The sequence below is a fragment of the Nocardia colli genome (assembly GCF_008704205.1).
Classification (GTDB): Bacteria; Actinomycetota; Actinomycetes; order Mycobacteriales; family Mycobacteriaceae; genus Nocardia; species Nocardia colli.
Genome location: NZ_VXLC01000001.1, coordinates 1,054,943 through 1,073,524 on the forward strand (window position 1 = coordinate 1,054,943; position 18,582 = coordinate 1,073,524).

General features: G+C 69.0%; 21 protein-coding genes. 9 read left to right on the forward strand and 12 right to left on the reverse strand.

From position 1 onward, the window contains the following. Window positions 1-20 precede the first annotated feature (20 nt). Window positions 21-695, forward strand: coding sequence for a TetR/AcrR family transcriptional regulator (locus F3087_RS05030; protein WP_150400536.1), 675 nt, complete (start codon window positions 21-23; stop codon window positions 693-695). 47 nt (window positions 696-742) lie between these two features. On the opposite strand, the gene F3087_RS05035 is transcribed toward F3087_RS05030, so the two are convergent. The 4 genes from F3087_RS05035 to F3087_RS05050 all read right to left on the reverse strand — a co-directional run bounded on the left by F3087_RS05035 (window position 743) and on the right by F3087_RS05050 (window position 4,200). Continuing rightward, entirely contained in the window at window positions 743-1,471 is a 729-nt protein-coding gene (locus F3087_RS05035) for a TMEM165/GDT1 family protein (protein ID WP_150400537.1), read from the reverse strand. A gap of 294 nt (window positions 1,472-1,765) precedes the next feature. After that, window positions 1,766-2,293: a peptidase gene (locus F3087_RS05040; RefSeq protein ID WP_150400538.1), complete on the reverse strand. Its 528-nt coding sequence runs from the start codon at window positions 2,291-2,293 to the stop codon at window positions 1,766-1,768. 287 nt (window positions 2,294-2,580) lie between these two features. After that, a complete protein-coding gene (locus F3087_RS05045) occupies window positions 2,581-3,204 on the reverse strand; it encodes a superoxide dismutase (RefSeq protein WP_150400539.1) in 624 nt (207 codons plus the stop codon). 384 nt (window positions 3,205-3,588) lie between these two features. Then, window positions 3,589-4,200, reverse strand: coding sequence for a hypothetical protein (locus F3087_RS05050; RefSeq protein WP_223884820.1), 612 nt, complete (start codon window positions 4,198-4,200; stop codon window positions 3,589-3,591). A gap of 530 nt (window positions 4,201-4,730) precedes the next feature. Here F3087_RS05050 and F3087_RS05055 point away from each other — a divergent pair. The 4 genes from F3087_RS05055 (at window position 4,731) to F3087_RS05070 (ending at window position 8,067) form a co-directional block, all read left to right on the forward strand. Next, window positions 4,731-5,102 carry a rhodanese-like domain-containing protein gene (locus tag F3087_RS05055; protein WP_191093768.1) on the forward strand — a complete coding sequence of 124 codons (372 nt, stop codon included), beginning with the start codon at window positions 4,731-4,733 and terminating at the stop codon, window positions 5,100-5,102. A gap of 27 nt (window positions 5,103-5,129) precedes the next feature. Continuing rightward, on the forward strand, window positions 5,130-6,191 hold the full coding sequence (locus F3087_RS05060) for a DUF4328 domain-containing protein (protein ID WP_191093769.1): 1,062 nt from the start codon (window positions 5,130-5,132) through the stop codon (window positions 6,189-6,191). Then, a complete protein-coding gene (locus F3087_RS05065; protein ID WP_150400540.1) occupies window positions 6,188-6,955 on the forward strand; it encodes a glycerophosphodiester phosphodiesterase in 768 nt (255 codons plus the stop codon). The genes F3087_RS05060 and F3087_RS05065 overlap by 4 nt, the downstream gene beginning before the upstream one ends. A 191-nt stretch (window positions 6,956-7,146) precedes the next feature. Further along, entirely contained in the window at window positions 7,147-8,067 is a 921-nt protein-coding gene (locus tag F3087_RS05070) for a DUF5926 family protein (protein WP_150400541.1), read from the forward strand. Window positions 8,068-8,296: 229 nt separating this feature from the next. Here F3087_RS05070 and F3087_RS05075 read toward each other — a convergent pair whose 3' ends face one another. The 3 genes from F3087_RS05075 to F3087_RS05085 form a co-directional block, all read right to left on the reverse strand. Continuing rightward, window positions 8,297-8,845, reverse strand: coding sequence for a ferritin (locus F3087_RS05075; RefSeq protein ID WP_150400542.1), 549 nt, complete (start codon window positions 8,843-8,845; stop codon window positions 8,297-8,299). Window positions 8,846-8,917: 72 nt separating this feature from the next. Beyond that, window positions 8,918-9,466, reverse strand: a complete 549-nt coding sequence (locus F3087_RS05080) for a ferritin (RefSeq protein WP_150400543.1) — start codon at window positions 9,464-9,466, stop codon at window positions 8,918-8,920. A gap of 10 nt (window positions 9,467-9,476) precedes the next feature. Next, window positions 9,477-10,802, reverse strand: a complete 1,326-nt coding sequence (locus tag F3087_RS05085; RefSeq protein WP_223884821.1) for an LCP family protein — start codon at window positions 10,800-10,802, stop codon at window positions 9,477-9,479. Between the two features lie 658 nt (window positions 10,803-11,460). Here F3087_RS05085 and F3087_RS05090 point away from each other — a divergent pair. Beyond that, window positions 11,461-12,249 carry a CPBP family intramembrane glutamic endopeptidase gene (locus F3087_RS05090; protein ID WP_150400544.1) on the forward strand — a complete coding sequence of 263 codons (789 nt, stop codon included), beginning with the start codon at window positions 11,461-11,463 and terminating at the stop codon, window positions 12,247-12,249. 213 nt (window positions 12,250-12,462) lie between these two features. Here the strand turns inward: F3087_RS05090 and F3087_RS05095 are convergent, their stop codons facing one another. Further along, entirely contained in the window at window positions 12,463-13,230 is a 768-nt protein-coding gene (locus F3087_RS05095; RefSeq protein WP_150400545.1) for a DUF2470 domain-containing protein, read from the reverse strand. 171 nt (window positions 13,231-13,401) lie between these two features. Here F3087_RS05095 and F3087_RS05100 point away from each other — a divergent pair, with 171 nt between their 5' ends. The 3 genes from F3087_RS05100 (at window position 13,402) to F3087_RS05110 (ending at window position 15,707) form a co-directional block, all read left to right on the forward strand. Beyond that, a complete protein-coding gene (locus tag F3087_RS05100) occupies window positions 13,402-13,818 on the forward strand; it encodes a hypothetical protein (protein ID WP_150400546.1) in 417 nt (138 codons plus the stop codon). A 297-nt stretch (window positions 13,819-14,115) separates the two neighbouring features. Beyond that, window positions 14,116-15,030 carry a prephenate dehydratase gene (gene pheA, locus F3087_RS05105; protein ID WP_150400547.1) on the forward strand — a complete coding sequence of 305 codons (915 nt, stop codon included), beginning with the start codon at window positions 14,116-14,118 and terminating at the stop codon, window positions 15,028-15,030. Beyond that, entirely contained in the window at window positions 15,027-15,707 is a 681-nt protein-coding gene (locus F3087_RS05110; RefSeq protein WP_150400548.1) for a histidine phosphatase family protein, read from the forward strand. Before pheA ends, F3087_RS05110 begins: the two co-directional genes overlap by 4 nt. 4 nt (window positions 15,708-15,711) lie before the next feature. On the opposite strand, the gene F3087_RS05115 is transcribed toward F3087_RS05110, so the two are convergent. The 4 genes from F3087_RS05115 to F3087_RS05130 all read right to left on the reverse strand — a co-directional run bounded on the left by F3087_RS05115 (window position 15,712) and on the right by F3087_RS05130 (window position 18,543). Beyond that, the gene (locus F3087_RS05115) at window positions 15,712-16,113 is read right to left on the reverse strand and encodes a YunG family protein (RefSeq protein ID WP_223884822.1); all 402 of its coding nucleotides are present in this window, start codon (window positions 16,111-16,113) and stop codon (window positions 15,712-15,714) included. A 69-nt stretch (window positions 16,114-16,182) separates the two neighbouring features. Then, window positions 16,183-17,013 (reverse strand): ESX secretion-associated protein EspG, encoded by an 831-nt coding sequence (locus F3087_RS05120; RefSeq protein WP_150400550.1) that lies wholly within the window; start codon window positions 17,011-17,013, stop codon window positions 16,183-16,185. Next, complete coding sequence (locus tag F3087_RS05125) at window positions 17,010-18,179, reverse strand: PPE domain-containing protein (protein ID WP_150400551.1); 1,170 nt, start codon at window positions 18,177-18,179, stop codon at window positions 17,010-17,012. The genes F3087_RS05120 and F3087_RS05125 overlap by 4 nt, the downstream gene beginning before the upstream one ends. A 43-nt stretch (window positions 18,180-18,222) precedes the next feature. Then, window positions 18,223-18,543 carry a PE domain-containing protein gene (locus F3087_RS05130; RefSeq protein ID WP_150400552.1) on the reverse strand — a complete coding sequence of 107 codons (321 nt, stop codon included), beginning with the start codon at window positions 18,541-18,543 and terminating at the stop codon, window positions 18,223-18,225. Window positions 18,544-18,582 lie beyond the last annotated feature (39 nt).

Genomic DNA, 18,582 nt, shown 5'->3' on the forward strand with positions numbered 1-18,582 from the left:
CCCGACCCCGGAGCCATCGAATGACCGAATCGGCAACCAGCGCACGCCAACTCCCGCGCGGCAGGCACGGCCTGCCGCGTGAGCAGGTGGTGGCCTCGCAGCGTGAGCGCATCCTGATCGCGATGGCCGAGGCGATGGTGGAGAACGGTTATGTCGGCACGTCGGTCGCGGCGATCCTGAAACGCGCCGGGGTGTCCCGGGAGACGTTCTACGAGCAGTTCCGTTCCAAGGAGGCCTGTTTCGAGGCCGCCTACGAGCGGGCCGTGCAGAACCTGCTCGGCCGCATCGCGGATGCCGCCGAGGACGCCGACGATCCGGCCGCCGCGGAACCCGAGCCGGACCGCATGGTCAAGATGGACCGGATCTTCGCCGCCTACCTGCAGCACTTGGTCGACGACCCGGCCAGCGCGCGGCTGTTCCTGGTGGAGGTCTACGCGGTCGGCACGGCGGCCCTGGCGCGCCGGGCGAAACTGCAGGAGCTGTTCGTCGGGCTGATCGCCGACGTGCTCGGCGCCCGGACCGATGAGCAGCGCTTCGCCTGCCAGACCCTGGCCGCCGCGATCAGCGCGATGGTCACCGGCCGGATCGCGGCCGACGACTCGGCCGGTCTGCTCGCACTGCGGGTTCCGCTGCTGAATCTGGTCCGCCGCGGCGGCGAGTTGTTCGGGGACGCGCTGGCCGAGTCACATCCTTGATCAGGCGCGCGAACTCGTAACTGCTCCGATTCGTCCCCGAGCACCGACTACCGATGCAGTTCGGGATCCGTCGCCGGAGCAGCCGACGGCACGTCGGGCGCCACCGGCGCGGGCCGCAGCGCGCGGACGATCAGCATGACCGCCGCACCCAGCGCGGGTGCGATCACGGCCAGCGCGGCGACGACCAGCCCACTCAGCGAAGGCGCGGCCGTCGAGATCAGCGTCGCCGCACCGAAGTACAGGAACAGCAGACCCGACCCGATCCCGATGGCCCGCTCCGGCAGATGCTTGCCGACCAGGATGCCGATGCCGATGGCCAGCGCGTCGGCGGCGACCATGCCGATCGTCGAGCCGATCCACACGCCGACCCAGTCGTAATCGGTGGCCAGCGCGGCCGTCGCGAACATGGTCCGGTCGCCGAGCTCGGCGAGCAGGAACGCGGACAGCACCACGAAGAACGGCGCGGTGCTCGCGCGCAGGGACTTCGGTGCGGGGTCTTCGTCGTCCGCGCGGAAGTGCTCGCGCAGCGTCCACAGGCCGACGGCGAGGAAGGTGAGCGCGGCGACCAGCGAGATGGCCCGGGTCGGCAGCGCGGATCCGAGGAAATAGCCGACGCCGACGGAGATCAGGTGGACCGCGGCCGACGCGGTGGCGATGCCGCCGAGCACCACCCACCAGCGATAGCGCAGGGCGAACGTCAACGCCATCAGCTGGGATTTGTCGCCCAGCTCGGCAAGGAAGACGATGCCGATACTCAGCAAAACAGTGGCGATCATGATTGTGCGGCTCCCGGGTCTCCGGCCTGCCGGTCGGAGTCTGGGTATGCCTCCGGCCGACAACGATTAGTTGTCTCGGCCGAAGGTCTCGCCCACCGGATTGTTCCGGTTCACACAGCCGGACCCGAACCCTCGTGGGGTTGCGGGTCAGTATGTCGACTGTGCAATTGGGGGCTACTCCCCTTCGCTGACTCCGACTCTACCCGCACGCGTCCGAGTGTGCCAACCTGTTGTTGCCCAAATCGCAATGCGCGCAATAAGTTTGGCGATCCACGCAGAGAGTTTCGGGTACCCTTACGCGGCCAGCAGCATGGCCAGAACCGCGGTGTCGGGGTCGCTGATCGGGTCCAGTCCGACTCGGCTGACCAGGGAGGTCACCGTGCCGTCCACTTCCGCCTCGGCCCACGCCGCCCGATGCTCCAGCCCCAGATGCGGCACGCCGGGCAGCAGCACGCAACCCGACGCGGCCCCCGCGCACTCCGGCAGCGACGGCCGGGTTTCCGAGGGCGGATGCAGCATCAGCAGGGCCGCCGGCATATGACCGGCAAACCGTCCGGGCGCCAACGCCTCCGCGCCGAGCACCGTCCCCTCGGCCATCACCAGGCCGACGGTGCCGGGCGCCGGGTCGTCGGGCAGGTCCTCGCGCACGCCGAACACCGTCGACGTGGCCAGCAACCCGGGCATCGAGGCCACCCGGACCGCGAGCACCAGCACCTGCGCCCACTCCTTGGTGGTGTCGGGCCAGCGCCCGGAAATGACGAACCCCCGCAGCGCGCCGCGGGCCTGGAATGGTGTGATGCCGATCGGTTCATTCGTACGCATCGTGCCTCCCGTCATCGAACCGGGGGCGGCCTTGCCCGTCCTCGAACTGTGGATTCCGAGAATGACCGATGAAACACCTGGCACACAAGTACCAAAGAGTGCCAGCCGACCAGCGAAAACCGGCTGACCAGCGATTGCCGCAGCCCACAGCCCCGCGGGCGGCGGCCCGATACCGGTTTGCGGCCCGGGCGTGTCCGGATCGCGTCGAGTCCCGGACATGAGACGGGCCCGCGCCCCGACCGCTGATCGCGGAGGGAGCGCGGGCCCGGCAGGCACCGAGGCGACGGTCAGCCGAAGATCAGGCCCTTGCCCTGGCCGACGGCGCGCGCGAAGCGATCCTGCACGTCTTCCCAGTTGACCACGTTCCAGAACGCGGTGACGTAGTCCGCCTTGACGTTCTTGTACTGCAGGTAGAAGGCGTGCTCCCACATGTCGACCTGCAGCAGCGGGATGATGCCCAGCGGGACGTTGGCCTGCTGGTCGTAGAGCTGGAAGGTCAGCAGCTTCTGGCCGAGGGTGTCGTAGCCGAGCACCGCCCAGCCGGAGCCCTGCAGGCCGTTGGCCGCGGCGGTGAACTGGCCACGGAACTTGTCGAACGAGCCGAACTGGTCGTCGATCGCCGCGGCGAGCTCGCCGGTCGGCTTGTCGCCACCGTTGGGGGACAGGTTCTTCCACCAGATGGAGTGGTTGACGTGCCCGCCCAGGTGGAAGGCCAGGTTCTTCTCGTACAGGAAAATGGCGCCGTGATCGCCGCTGTCGCGGGCGGCCTCGAGCTTCTCGAGTGCGGTGTTCGCGCCGGCGACGTATGCGGCGTGGTGCTTGGAATGATGCAGCTCGTTGATCTGCCCGGAGATGTGGGGCTCCAGGGCGCTGTAGTCGTAATCCAGATCTGGCAGCGTGTACTCAGCCACGATGTCCCTTCCTATGTCGGGCTGCGTGCGCCCATCTCGAGCACACCCAACCATCATTCGTACACCCGCTCGGTTCCAACCGGGCCTGATGCCCCCGCATTCCGTAGTGGGCATGGGCTGTGCACCGTGGAAGTCACCGCGGCACCGGGTCGAACCTCACGCGTAGCATCGAACCACGTCGTATTGCGACGAACTAGTGGGGCGACGTTGCCGCACCTGGTCCGTCATCCTTGCGCCGGATCGGGCAAACCGCCCAGCCGGGCAGTACCGATCCTGGTGCCGGATACCCACTACGTCAACGGTCACCCAAGCCTGCGGCCCGGCTCCGCGCAGACGAAAACCGCACACCCGGAGGCCCCGGATGTGCGGTGTCGGTCGGTCGGGTCAGAGCGGCGGCGCGACGCCGGGACGGGTTGCCCGCGGGTCGCCCGCGTCGTGCGCCTCCCACCAGCGAGTAGCGCCGGCGATGAACTCGGCCAGCGGGATCTCCCGGCCGGCGGTGTCGGCGATGAGCACGTTGTCGAACCACACGCGCACGTCCAGTTCGCGCGGGTCGATGCCTTCTTCCTGGGAGAACTCCAGCACATGCGCGGAGACGTGCTCGTCGATCGCGGTGTCGAAGCTGAGCAGCTCGCTCCACAGGGCCCAGCCGCTGTCGTCGAGGTCGATGAACTCCCAGCCGTGCAGCCTGCCGCCGCCGAAGCTGCGGATGGCCGTGTCGAGTCCGTCCAGTTGCAAGGGCAGGACCTGCGGTTCCAGGTCGTCCCAGTTCTGCATGCGCAGCGATGCCGCGACGCGGCCGACCCCGGTGAAGGTCACCTGAACGCGGTAATCCTCGGTGGGCGTTCCGTTTTCCGGAAGCGTCAGCACCTCTAAGTCGAGTCGTAGTTGCTTGGCCGCGGCGTCGACCTCGAGGCCGAGGCAGGTCGCCTCGGACAGCGCGACGTTGAGCCCAGCCGTGTCCATTCCGTCGAGTAGCCCCCTGCTCACGTTCATGGCCACAGGCTACCGACAGCTACCGGTGGAGCCCAGTATTTCAGTTTTTCGCTAGTGTTCTCGTTTTTTATGGAACCGAATCGGACCCGCCGCCGTCCAAGTAGATATCGGAACCCGCCACGCCCGCGAGTTTCGAGGTCGGCGGCGAATGACCGCTCCGGGATCGGATGTTGGAGGGGAGTCCCGGATCGGTCGTTCGCGCCGCACGAACACGCCGCGAATCTGCTGACGGCCCGCGAAGGGCCCCGGATCGGGGTGCGTGGGCTGGAAGATGAGTTAGCCGATGGGTAGCTTCGATAGCCAAACCCTGAAACTGGTGCGCTGTCTGATAGCTGCAGCCTGTGGATGAAGTTGTGGATTATGTGGATAACTCTGTCGGAGGTATGCACATGCGGCCACTGAGCGGGGCATCGATCAGGGTTCCGGGACGGAAAACATACCTGAAGTACCGGCTCGATGTCGAGCCGCCGGCCGCCCGGGCGCGGGCCGGAACCACGCGGCACCCGTCCACCCATGGCAGGATCGAAACCGTGACGAGTCCCCATGTTCCTTCGGTCCCGGTGGACGCGGTGCCGAGCGAATTCGACAGCGGCGCGCCGAGTCCGGCCGACGGCCCGCGCGCGATCCTGCTCGATGTGCGCGAAGACGACGAATGGCAGCTCGGACACGCGCCGGGCGCCGTGCACATCCCGATGGTGGACGTGCCCGCCCGGGTGGACGAGCTGGACTACGACGTCGATCTCTATGTCATCTGCAGGCAAGGCGGCCGTTCCCTGCAGGTGGTCGAATACCTCACGCACATCGGCTTCGACGCGATCCAGGTCAACGGTGGCATGGTGGCCTGGCAGCAGGCCGGACGCCCGCTGGTGGCCGACGGTGACCGGCAGGCGAAGATCTACTAGCGAACGCCGCGAGACACAGGAGGCACGGTGAGCACGGTCGTACAACCTTGTGCGCGGTGTGGCGCGCGCTGGGCCGTGCAGTCGACCCCGATGCACTGGTGCCCGCGCTGCCGCGGCGTGCTGCTCTCGCCCGCGCCCATCGACGCGCCCGCCGAGCGGCGCAACTATCGCTGGGTGGCGCGCAAGCCCGACCAGCGCACCCGCCGCGCCCCGGCCGCCGGGCGCGCCGCGCGCCGCGAAACCCCGCGCTACACCCAGGTTCCGCGCTGGGGCCTGCTCGATCCGGCGCCCCGGCCCGCCGCCGCGGCGCCGCCCCCGCTGACCAGGCTGACCAGGTGGGCGTCCACGCTGCTGATCGCCACCGCGTCGATGTTCGCCGTCGCGGCCGTCGCCGAACTGCTGCGTTACCTACTGCTGCTGCGCAATCGGACGCGGCTGATCCATCCCGCGGTGCTGATCTGCTCCGACGTGTTCGTCGTCGCGGCCGCGCTGATCGCACTGCTGCTCGCGCTGCTGTCCGCGGTGGCCGTGGTCGGCTGGCTGGTCGACGCGCGCAGGCTCGCCTTCCAGGAGGCCGGACGCACCGACCCGCGCTCGGTCCGGACGCTGGTGCTGGGCTGCGTCATTCCGGTGGTCAACCTGCTGTGGCCCGGCGTCTTCCTGACCGAGATCGTCGCGCGCCGGTCCGATCCGCGCGCGCTGCGGGCGATCCGGATCTGGTGGGCCGCCTGGATTTTCGGCGGCCTGGTCACGGCGGCCGCGCTGGCCTGGCGGACGGCGGACTCGTTGCAGGTCAAGGCGGACGGCGTGCTGTTCACCGGGTTCACCGACCTGGTCGCCGCCGCGGTCGCGCTGCTCACCCTGGCCATGCTGCGCGCGGTCGAGGATCGAGACGCGCTGGGCCGCAGCCGGACCGCGCGCCGCTGGCTGATCGCCGTCGATCCGGCCGTGCCGGTGATCGAGCCGGTGCAACCCGGCGGCGGGGCGCGCGCGGCGGAGCAGCCGAAGGACGCGGCCGACGCGCCACCGGACACAGATATCGACAACGGTGCAGTGGACCGTGAGCACGAGGAGGTTATGGCCAAGTGAGCCAGGTCAGTCGCGCACCGTTCGTCGTGGCGCACCGCGGTGCCTCGGCGGCGCGCCCCGAACACACGCTCGCCGCATACGAATTGGCGCTGGAGGAAGGCGCCGACGGGGTCGAATGCGACGTCCGGCTGACCCGGGACGGGCATCTGGTGTGCGTGCACGATCGCACCGTCGACCGGACCTCCTCCGGCACCGGGCTGGTCAGCGAGATGACCCTGGACGAACTGAAGGAACTCGACTTCGGCGCGGACGGCGAAGCGGCCGAGGTGCTCACCCTCAGCGAGCTGATCACGCTGGTGCTGGACTGGCGCAGCCGGCCGACCAAGCTGTTCATCGAGACCAAGCACCCGGTGCGCTACGGCGCGCTGGTGGAGAACAAGCTGCTCGCCGAGTTGCAGCGGTTCGGCATCGCCACGCCCGCGTCCGCGGATCACTCACGCGCGGTGGTGATGTCGTTCGCGGCCACCGCGGTCTGGCGGATCCGCCGCGCCGCGCCGCTGCTGCCGACAGTGCTGCTCGGTGAGTCGTCGCGCTACCTCGGCGGCGGCGCCGCGACCACGGTCGGCGCGACCGCCGTCGGTCCGTCGGTGAAGACGCTGCGCGATCATCCCGAGTTGGTGGACAAGGCCGCCGCCGCGGGCCGGGCCACCTACTGCTGGACCGTGGACGACCCCGACGACGTCCGCCTGTGCGCCGACCTCGGCGTCAGCTGGGTCGCCACCAACCACCCCGGCCGCACCAAGGCGCTACTCGACGCCGCCTGAGTCCGAAAGGTGCCTTGACAGAGTCGGTCCGGTGACCAGGTCGCCGCGGATCGCGGTGTGCGCGAACCAGGTTGTGCGCCTGCGTCGTTCGCCGATCGGCCGTCGACGGTCCGGCCACCCGCCGTCTCGGGCCGCGTCCGGTGCCGTGGCGCGCGGGGTGGCGCCGCGCACACCCTGTAGGTTGACCCCCCGTGGGTAAGAGCAAGCGGAATAGTCCTAAGCCCGGAGGGAACCGGGCACTGCGTCTCGCCGAGCGGAAGGTGGCGCTGGAGCAGGCGGCCCAGACCGTCTCGCGTCCCTTCGAGGGGCTGGCCGCGGAGTGCGATCTGGTCGCGCTCTGCGAGTTCGTGCCGTCGGCGACCGCCGAGCTGAAGCTGGCGTCCGGCGTCGCGGCCGAGCGTTCGGTCGTGCTCGCCACCGTGCTGCCCGGCGCGGTGGCCGCGCTGGTGCGGGCCGGCGATCAGCCGAGCGGCTACGTCGGTGCGCAGGTGCAGTTCCAGGGCGCCGACCTCGGCGCCGATCTCGCCGCCGCGATCCTGTGGACGCAGTCCGCCGAGCCCGGCGACTCGCTGGCGTCGGTGGAGAGCGTGGCCGGTGGCCCGCGCCTGGCCGATGTCATCGATGCCGGTGCGGACCTGGACCTCACGGTGCACCAGGACTTCGACTGGTGGGTGCCCGAGGGCGTGCAGCCCGACCCGCAGGTCGCCGCGACCATCGAGCAGGCCAAGCTGGCGATCAAGCCGTCGGCGCGGATCGCGCTCGGCCCGGACGCGACCGGTGCGGCGTGGTGGGTGGACGCCGGCGACAAGGCGCACATCCGCTGGGTCCGGCCGGAGGCCGAGGACGACCTGATGCTGGCGCTGGCTCGCCTGCACGCCGCGGGTGGTCTGCAGCTGGGCGAGGGCTCCCGGTTCGCCGGTTCGTTCCGCACGCACGGCGTGCTGGTCCCGGTCTTCGACCTGGATCCCGAACAGCACCCGGATGAATGGGCAAAGCCCGCACAGGAATTCGATGCGCGGCTGGCCGAGGCGCTCGCCACGGATGCGCCGTTGACCGCCGGTGAGCGGCGCTCGCGCGACGGTCTGCGTTCGCGCCAAGTCACCCTGCGCTGAACCACAGCGAATATTTTCCTCGCTACTCGGGAGTCAGTTTCTCGGCTAGTATCGGACGCTGGTAGAGGGTGGCCTCACCGACCTGATGAAGAAAGAGGAAACAAGTTTCATGACTGAACTTATCGCGGCACTCAAGGCAATCCTCAGCACCATGAGCGCTCAGTAGGACGCCTCCTAAAACGGCAACAGGCCCAGCTCGCGAAGAGCTGGGCCTGTTTGCGTTGACCGATCAGATGGATCCGCCCGCGGCCGACGGGGCGCCGGAAGCATCACTCGGACCACCCATTTCCCTGGCGATGAACTCTTCCAGATCGAACAGGTTGGACCCGGCGCGCTCGGCGATGGTGAGCAGGGTGGTCATGTTCGCGACCTCCTCGACCTGCTCCTTCAGGAACCACTGCATGAACTGCTCGCCCAGGTAATCGCCCTCTTCGCGGGCGGTGCTGGCCAGCTGGATGATCTGGTCGGTGACCGTCTTCTCCTGGGCCAGGGCCAGCGCGATCGGCTCGTGCACATTCTCGAACTTGGACTTTGCCGCATCGATACCGGACAGGTCGACGCTGATATCCCGATCGAGGAAGTACTGCACGATCATCATCGCGTGGTTGCGCTCTTCGACCGCCTGCGCATAGAAACGCTTGGCCAGCTGCGGCAGGTCAGCATTGTCGAACCATACCGCGATTGCGATGTATTGATGCTCGGCGTTGAATTCGTGCCTGATCTGATCATGGAGCAGGCCGTGGAATTTGCTGCGTGGGGACTCCGGATGGCTGGACATAGTAGGGGACATTAGCGCTGGTCAAGGCGTCTGTCATCCAAGTGCAACCTTATTGAGGCTAGTATTGCCTAATTAATTCTTCGCTGCCCCAGCCATTCTCGGGGTCGCGTTGTCGGCCCGTTGCGGGGCGCGGAGTTCACGTGCGATGAAGTTCTCCGCGTCGAATAGATCGCCCGTCGAACGGTCGATCACGGTCAGCAGCGTGTTCATTTTGGCGACGTCTTCGACCTGTTCTTTGAGGAACCACTGGATGAAGCGTTCGCCCAGGTAGTCGCCCGATTCGCGGGCCGCGCGGGCCAGGCCGGTAATCTGCCCGCTCCGGGTCTGCTCCGTCTCCAGCAGGAAAGCTATTGCGGCACGGGGAGATTCGAAGCTGGACCGGATCTCGTTCAGCCCGCCGACGCGGACCTCCAGATCGCGGTCGAGCAGATATTGGACCATCCGTAATGCGTGTGCGCGCTGCTCCTCGGACTTGCCGTAGCAGTGTCTCGCCAACTGCGGCAAGCGATTCGAGTCCAGGTACACGGCCGCCGCGAGGTACTGCTGGGCGGCCGTGAAACCGCGCTGGATCTGTGCGCTGAGCAGAGCGGGGAACGGCTGATCGAGCTCGGTGTCCGTCATGCAATCGACGCTACCTCGTCAGCAGGTCGTCCGGAATCGGTCGGTCCGAAGCGATCGCATCGAAGAACTGCCCGGCTTTGTTCTTGTCCCAGAGCAGCACATTGCCGCTGTCGGTGTCCGCGAAACCGCCGACCGGAACGGTGGTCGGAATCGTGTCCCCGCGCATCGCCCAGCCGAGCTGCGCCAGATTCCAGATATGGTCGCCGTCGTCGACCTTCAGCGATTTCGCCATGCCGGTCGCCAGCGGCCACAGCTTGAACGGATTCGCCAGCGTCGCGCCGCTGGTCGCCTTCTTCACCAGCGCCGCCATGAAAATGCGCTGATTGTTGATCCGGTCCAGGTCGGCCAGCGCGGTCGCACGGCTGCGCACGAAACCGAGCGCCTCCGGCCCGTTCAGTTTCTGGCAGCCCGCCGGCAGGTTGATCCCGGCCAGCGGGTCGTCGATGGCCTTCGGCACGCAGACGTCGATGCCGCCGAGCGTGTCCACCACGTCGGCGAAACCGCCGAAGCCGATCTGCGCGTAATGGTCGATGTGCACGCCGGTCGCGATCTCGACGGTCTGCACCAGCAGCTGCGGTCCGCCGATCGCGAAGGCCGCGTTCAGCTTGTCCTTGCCGTTGCCGGGGATGCTGACGTACGAGTCGCGCGGCAGGCTGACCAGCGTGGTCTTGCCTGACTTCGGGATGTGCACCAGCATGATCGTGTCGGTGCGTTCCGGGCCGACCTCGCCGCCGGTGGCCAGCTCCTGTTCCTGTTCGGGAGTCAAGCCGGCGCGGCCGTCCGAACCGACGAGCAGCCAGTTAGTGCCCGGCGTATCGCCGATGCGGTCGGCGTAGTTGGCCAGCGCCGGGATGCGGGTCAGCGAGCCGTCGAGTTTCACCACGGCGCCGACCGCGGCGATGACCAGCACCACCAGCAGCACCAGGAACCAGCGGAAGTAGTGGCGCTTGCGCCGCGGCCGTGGCGCGCGGGGCTGGCGTTCGCCGCGCGGGGGACCGGACGGCGGTGGCGGCGGCGGGCTCGGCCGATGCGGACGCTGCGGCGGTCCCTCGCGATAGGGCACCGGCTGCTGCGTCGGCGCGTGGGTCTGCGGCCTTGGCGGCTTGTTCAGCGGCGGCGGTGGCCGGCGGGTTCCGGCGTTTTCCGGCGGGACCTGCGAATACGCGAGCGGCGGCTGCGGGCCGCCGCGGCGCAGCACCTGGGTCGGCTCGATGTACGGCGACTGCGGATCACCCGGCGGGCCAGCGCGGTGCGGCCCGGGACGCTGCCGCGGCGGCGGGCCGGACGGCGGTACCCGGCGCATCGGCGCGCGGTACCTGGGGTCGTCGCCATTCATCACTGAGACTCTACTTATCCGTAGTCGTTCGGGGAGGTCGTGCGACGGATGATCTCCGTCCGATCCCGGCGCTGACCTCGTCTGTGCCCTGCGTGGTCCGCGCCGGTCCCGGTGCCCGTCGGTTCGCGCACTCACTATGAATTCGCCTGCGGTCCTTCGGTGTTATCGAGATGCGGAGAACAGTTGGGTCACGGGATATGGCCGGCTGTCCGGTGTGGCTATCGATGCAGGTCATCGGCTATGTCCGCGGATCGATGTGTTTGTCGACACCGGAGCGGGTGGACCGCTGAGTGGACCGGCAATATCTGCTCATCGTGAAAGGTGTTTGCCTGCTGTCGTCTGGCGAGCGCAGCTGGGCGAGACGGATCGCGGCGGCCGCTCGAACATCGAACTGGGTGTTGGCCGTGGCACTGCACGTTCGGTGTGTCCGGTGGTCGTCGGACGAAGAGGTGTTGGTCGGCGGAGCTTGTGATTGTTCGGTGGGTAGGGCTAGCCGCGCATGTGCCGTCTCCCGGGTGGTTTTCGGCGCGGCAGCTCACTCGACCGAACCTGCACTGGGCGGATCGTCTGCGCCATGGCCAGGCTTCACGGGTTGGCGGACACGACTCGAGGTGCGGCGCGTGGAGCGTGCGCATCGCCGGGCAATAGATTCGAGTCCATGCGTAGTGAGTCCGGGGCCGGCGAGTCCGAGGTGACGGAGCGGGAGCGGCTCGGGATCAAGCTCGAGCTCGCGGTCGTGCTGGTGGTCACGTTCGGGTTGAGCGGGCTCAACGCGGCGCTGTCGCTGGTGGAGAGCGCGCTCGCGCCGGGCGGGGTGGGTGGGCGGACGGTCGCGCTGAATCCGTCGCGGTCCACCCAGTCGACGATCGATCTGCTGTTCCAGTTGTTGAGTGTGGCGCGGCTGGCCGGGTGGGCGGCGCTCGGGCTGTATCTGTTGTGGCGCAGCGGAATCGGGCCGCGGCTGATCGGTCTCGCGACGCGGATGCGCTGGCGCGCGGACGTCCTGCCGGGGCTGGTGCTTGCGGCGATCATCGGATTGCCCGGTCTCGGCCTGTATCTGACCGCGCACGCGCTGGGGATGAGCGTGACGATCGTGCCCGCGTCGCTCGGCGACCATTGGTGGCGGCTGCCCGCGCTGATCCTGTCCGCCTGCGCGAACGCGCTGGCCGAGGAGATCATCGTGGTCGCCTACCTGATCACCCGCCTGCGCAAACTCGGCTGGTCGGAGAACTCGTCCCTGCTCGCCTCGGCCCTGCTGCGCGGCAGCTACCACCTGTACCAGGGCCTCGGCGGCGGCCTCGGAAACCTGGTGATGGGCTTGATCTTCGGCCGCTACTGGCAGCGCACGAACAAGCTGTGGCCGCTGATCCTCGCCCACGCCACCATCGATACGGTCGCCTACGTCGGATACACCGTGCTCCGCGGCCACGTGTCCTGGCTGCCGTAGCGCGAACCCGCACCAGCACGCCGCGCACCGATCAGCGTGCCGCGCAGGAACCAGCGGGCAAATCATTGCGCAGCAGGCGAACTCGCGCGCATCCACAACCGCTGGCAAGGCGACGCAACGGACCCGCGCGAGCCGACTCGGATCTGCGCGGGCGGGGCCTGCGCAACGTCGGCCCGAGCGCAGATCCGCGAACCGGCGTGGCAACAGTCCGCGTCAGATGCGGCGCAGTCCGTTGAGGAAGGGGCAGCCGGCCAGCGTGCGGACCGCGCGGCTGAGCGATTCGATGTCGTCGGCGGGGGTGCTGAACGGGAGGCGGAAGTCGTGGTCGCCGTCGCGGCCTTCGATGCGCAGGGTGAGGCCGTAGCGGTCGATGGCGAGGGGGTGCACGATGCCGTGCTGTAGTCGGGGCGGCAGGTGGCGTGCGAGTTGCGCGACGACGTCCGCGTGGTCGGCATCCATGTGCTGCAACCACGCGGATTCCAAGGTGCAGAACGGATCCGGCTGTGCGCGGCGGAGTTCGTCGATGCTCACCGATTCGGCGCCGGTCGAGTCGGCGACCACCGCGGAGTTGATCACCAGCCGGAGCAGCGTCGCGGTGTGCCCGACATCGAGCAGGCCCGGATCCGGGTTCTCCTTGGCGACCTCACCGGCCAGCGCGCGCTGCGCCTGAGCGGGCACGGCCCGCACCCACCCGCGCAGCCACACCAGGGCGCGCACGGGTTCGCGCAGCGGCAGCGGCGCGTGATCGGTGAGTTCCAGGACCGCGGGGGCGCCCGCGTCCGGCGAGTTCCCGGCCACGATCGCCGCCACCGAGGTGGTCGGCACCGCGATCACCGCGTCGCCGCACTCGCGCACGTGATGCACGGACACCGGCGTCGGGTCGATGCCGGGCATGGCCAGCACCGCCTGCTCCGCATGCGCACACGCGCTGCGCACCCGCTCGGCGGTGGACGGTGAGACAGTCGGTGTCGGACGCGGCATGCAAACCTCCGTGGTCGGGCGTTGTTCGCCTCGCTCGGGCGCTCAATTAGGTTACCCTAAGCTAAGTGACGAGCGAAACATCCGCAAGCGTTAGCTCCAGGCTGATCCGGAGAATTCGCCGCTGGTTGCCTCCCTGAACTCCGCACCGCCGCGGGTTGTTACGGTGAATCGGTGGCGCACGGAGCGGAATCGACCGGAGAACCGGTACTCATAACACTGACCACTCCCGCCCGGCGCAGCCTCGTCGAAGGCCTGGTGCGTGCACCCCGGCCGGGCAATACCGTCCCCACCCTCGACGCGGACGCCCCCGACGCGGCCATCGCCGACTTCCTGGCCACCATCGTGCACACCGACACCGGCTTCATCGCCCGCACCTCCTCCGGCGAACGCGCCCTGGCGATCGTGGCCGCCACCGTCGCCGCGCTCTGTGGCGAAGACATCCGCACGGCCCTCGCCACCCCGGACACGAACTTCCTCATCGCCCTGAAACCCCCTGCGGTAGAAGCATTCCGAACCGTTCTCCTTGCCATCGAGACCGACGCCGTCGACGAAATCACCCAAGCCCTGCAACCGCTTGCCCCCAACTGACCCCTCAGCGGCACACCATTGCCGATGCGTCACTCACGGTTGATCGGAGCCGGCTCGGTGGGGACAACGTTTGCCAGCGGTCGTGGCGGGATCTGCGCGGCGGGCCGTCGAGTGCCGGAACTCGATTCGTTCGCCGTTGTCGATCAGGACCACGACGCGGCGAGATAGCTCGGGATGTCGGCAGTCGACTCGCTGAGCGCCGGCGCGGCCGCGCGGCAACCGGAGAAAGGCGTGGTGGGACCGGGTAGGGGGTTAATCGCGGGAGCGCCGGTCGCGGACGCAAGTAAGGTCGTAACCGTGCCGCGCATCGCGTACTTCGGGCCCTCCGGAACTTTCACCGAGATGGCCCTTGCCGAACTCGAATCATCGGGGGCCTTCGAAGGGGCCGTCGAGCGGGTTGCCGCGCCCAGCCAAGGGGCCGCGCTGGAGCTGATCCGCTCCGGCGACGTGGCCGGCGCCGTGGTGCCGATCGAGAGTTCGGTCGAGGGCTCGATCTCCGCGACGCTCGACTCGCTGGCCATCGGTCCGCGGCTGCAGATCGTGGCCGAGACCGAGCTCGAGGTGACCTTCACGATCCTCGGTCACCCCGGCACCAGCCTTTCCGAGGTGCGCACGCTGGCCGCGTATCCGGTGGCCGCCGCGCAGGTGCGCGAGTGGGTGGCCCGGGAGCTGCCGCAGGCGCAGCCGTACGTGTCGGCGTCGAACGCCGCCGCGGCCGACGACGTGGTCGCGGGCCACGCCGACGCCGCCGTGTCCACCGCGCTGGCCGGCGCTCGCCGCGGGCTGGCCGTGCTGGCCGCCGGCGTGGCCGACCATGAGCAGGCGATCACCCGGTTCGTGCTGGTCACCCGTCCGTGCGTGGCTCCGCCGGCCACCGGCGCGGATCGGACGTCGATAGTGCTGGAACTGACCAACGAGCCGGGTTCGCTGATGCGCGCGTTCGCCGAATTCGCTACCCGCGGCATCGATTTGACCAGGATCGAGTCCCGGCCGACCCGCACCGGCATGGGCACCTATCGCTTTTATCTGGATTGCGTCGGCCACATCGATGACACGGCGGTGGCCGAGGCGCTCAAGGCTTTGCATCGCACGGCGCGGATCCGGTTCCTCGGTTCCTGGCCTGCGACGTCAGCGACCGGCACGCCGCCGCCGTCGGATGAGGCGGCCGCGGAATGGCTGACGCAGTTGAGAAAGGGGGTGGCGGATCTATGACCGAGAAGATCGCCGCGGGCAAGTTGGTTCTGGTGCGACATGGCGAGACCGAGGGCAATGTCGCGAAACTCCTCGATACGAAGGTGCCCGGCCTGCCGCTCACCGAACGCGGTGCGGCACAGGCGAAGCTGTTCGGCGAGAACCTGGTGAACCCGCCGCGCGTCCTGTTCTGCAGCGCCGCGCTGCGCGCCCGCCAGACCGCCGGTTACATCGAGGCCGCGACCGGCGTGCCCGCCACCGTCCTGGACAACGTGCAGGAGGTACAGGCGGGCGACCTGGAGGGCAAGCACAGCGAGGAAGCCCACCTGTTCTTCCAGCGGATCTACCGCGCCTGGCACAACGGCGATCTGGACGAGCGCGTCCCCGGCGGCGAATCCGGTCGTGACGTCCTGGCCCGCTTCCTGCCGGTCATCGAGGAACTCCGCGAGACCTACCTGACGTCGGACTCCGATACCGGCGACGTCATCCTGGTAAACCATGGCGCATCAATGCGTTTGGTCTCCCGCTATCTGGCCGACGTGCTGCCGCCGTTCACCACGAACAACCACCTGGACAACACCGAGACCATCGAGTTGGTCCCGCTGCCCGACGGCACCTGGGACTGCATCCGCTGGGGCCGGTTCACGCCGCCGTTCGGCTACGACGTCGCCCCCACCGCCGACGACCCGATGGGCTGACCGCTCAGCCCGGCAGTGCGCTGCCGATGCGTTCGGCGACCCGCCGCCGCAGCAGCGCGTACTCGTCGCCGCGGCGGCGCAGTGGTCCCGCCGGTCGATGCACGATCCGGCGGTTGGTGACGGTTTCCCCGAGCCGGAACTGCTCGCGGGTCAGGTCGATCTCGGTCCCGTCGGGGAGTTGATTCCACCAGTGGTATCCGCGCCGCTCGCCGTCCAGGAACACCTCGCCGAGCACCAGTTCCCCGCCGAACACGTCGTGCAGGACCAGCGCGGTGATATCGCAGTGCCCCCAGGCCGGATTGCCGAAATCCCATGCCGCCCTCGCCACATCGTCCGGCGAACACGTGTCGGCCGCCCAGCTGTCCCGGAGAGCCTGCTCGATCGCGGCGAACGTCGGCGAAACCACGTAACCAGCGTGCCATCTCAGCGCAGGGCATTTCGACGTTTTGCAGCAAGCTGATTTCAGCGGATCGAGCTAGACCTGCTCGGGCTTGCGGGGAAACTCTGCCCGCTCGGGCAGCCCACTGATCAAGTCCTGCAACGCCGTTCGCAACCGAGCGGGCGTGCCCGAGCTGAGCGACGTCCACTTGACCTCGTCGTCGGACTTGCTCGCGGTCGCGATGAACCGCCCGCCGCGCGTGTTGAACACGGCGATGTGGTTGTCGGTGACGTCGCGGGTGCCGTCGCCGTACACCACGCCGACGATCTCGGCGTGCGAGTGGATCTGCACCATCGCCGAGGCGAGGGCCTGTGCGTCGGCGGCCGGGGTGCCGACCTTGGCGAGCCGGTTGGCGGTCGCGGCCGCGTCACCGGTGTCGTCGAAGATCGGGACCAGCTGCTCGGTCGGGGCCCGCATGCCGGTCAGGTCGAGCGGATCGGCCGGGCCGAGCGCCGCGATCACCGGGCCGGGCAGGTCGTCCTGGGCCTCGTCGATCACGTAGGACTGCGGCCCGCGCAGGGCGACGGTGACAACATCGTCGCCCTTCGCGAGACACATCCGACTCGCTTGACCGTCGACGAACAGCCGTAGCGCGACCACCCAGTGCGGTCGGTACAGCGCCAGCAGCCGGTCTTCGAGTTCCTGGTGGACCACGTCACCGATCAGCAGTTCCCGATCGGTGAGCGACTGGGCGGCCACGGCCATCGCGGCATCGTGATCGGTGACGTTGTCGTATTGCCCGCGTGCGTCCAGCACAACGGGCACCTCGTCGATCTCCAGCTTCTCCAGGAGAAACTGCATCTCGTCGAGCGACAACACCACCGAGGCGAGCATCGACGGGCCGCGGCCCGCGCCGAGCACCGTCACTTAGCGGCCGTCTCGGCGCCGATCACTCCGTCGGCGGCGTAGCGGCCGTCGGTGAAGTGCTCTGCGCGCAGGTCGATCTGGTTCTTGTGCTCGGACTCGTCGTCCTCGTCGCGAACCTGGTTGCCGAGCAGCGGGCTGCCGGGCGTGTTGCTGCGCTGCACCGGCGCCGCGGTGGGCTGGCTGACCGATACGTTCTCGGCGACCGGAGCCGCGGTGGGTGCGCCACCGATCGTGCTCGACCCCCAGCCTTCGGGCAGCTTGAGCGAACCGTTGCCGACCGAGACCGAGGCGCCCGAGCCGAACGACGCGGACCGCGTGCCCGCCGACACCGCGGCCGAGGCCAGGCCCGCGCCACCGACCATGGCCGCCGGCGCCGCGCTGGTGACGCTGGGCACCGAGGCCGCGGAGGTGACGGCCGCGATCGCGTGCGAGCCGATGGTGCCGACACCGGACACGCCGGTCGTCGCCACCGAGCCCGCGACGTTCGCCGCCTGCGTCGCCGCACTGATCACGGCGGGGTTGTTCACGAACGCGGCCGCCGTGGAGATCGCGGTCTGCACCGGATCGGCGTTGGTGGCCTGGAACGCTTGGTCGGCCTGACCGGCCTGGTCCGCGGAGCCGGCGCCGTGCGCGATGGCCGGCGGGTTGACGAACTCACCCGGCGTCAGCACCATCGCGGTGGTCGCCGCCTCGTAGGTCTCCATGGTCAGCGCGGCCCGCAGGTCGAGCGCGGCCTTGGCCGCCTCGGCCGCTTCGGAGGTGCCGTTCAGCACGCCGCCGGTCGAGTGGGCGGCGACGCGCGCCGCGTCGACGGCCGCGATCTCCGGGAGGCTGGGCATGGCGATCGAGGCCACGGTGTAGGCGATCGCGTTGCCCGCCGCCTTCGAGCCCATGGTGGCCGCCATGACGCCCTGCTGCTCGGCCCAGCCGATGAAGCCGGTGAGCTTGGACAGCGCCGAGATGCCGTTGATGCCCTGCATGCCGACCCCGAGCTCGGCCATCACCCGGGCGACGGTCGCGGTGGCGTCCACCCAGGCGGCGGTGAGTCCGCCCCACGCGGTCGCCGCGGCCGAGATCGGCACGGCGTGTGCGCCCGCGTTGAGCGCGATCGAGTTTCCTTCTGCCATGCGGGGCAGCCAGAACACCCCGGTGATTCCTGCGGTCATGCTTTCTCCCCTTGCTCGTGCTTGTTGCTGTGCCCGCAGGCGTTTAAGCGATTGTTCCGCTGATGGCGTTGACGACGGTCGCCCGCGCGACGTCCTCGCCGATGTGGGTGACGAGCTGGCTGCGCAGCGTCGCGGCGGCGTGGTGCAGTTCCAGGATCCCCTGCGCGACTGCCTGGTCATGCGTCATCGCGCCCCGGTTGAGGTGGTTCGCGGCATGCAGTGACACCTCGTCGACCCCGGAGGGGACGACATGCGTCGCGGGCGCGGTCAACGCGGCGGCGGCAGCCAGCCGCTCGGCGAGTAGATCCAGCTCGGCGGCAGCAGCGAGGACGACTTCGGGTTGTACTAGTACGTGGCCAACCATGACTCGACTCCTTCTAGTGGCGGCGATGGGGCGGAACCA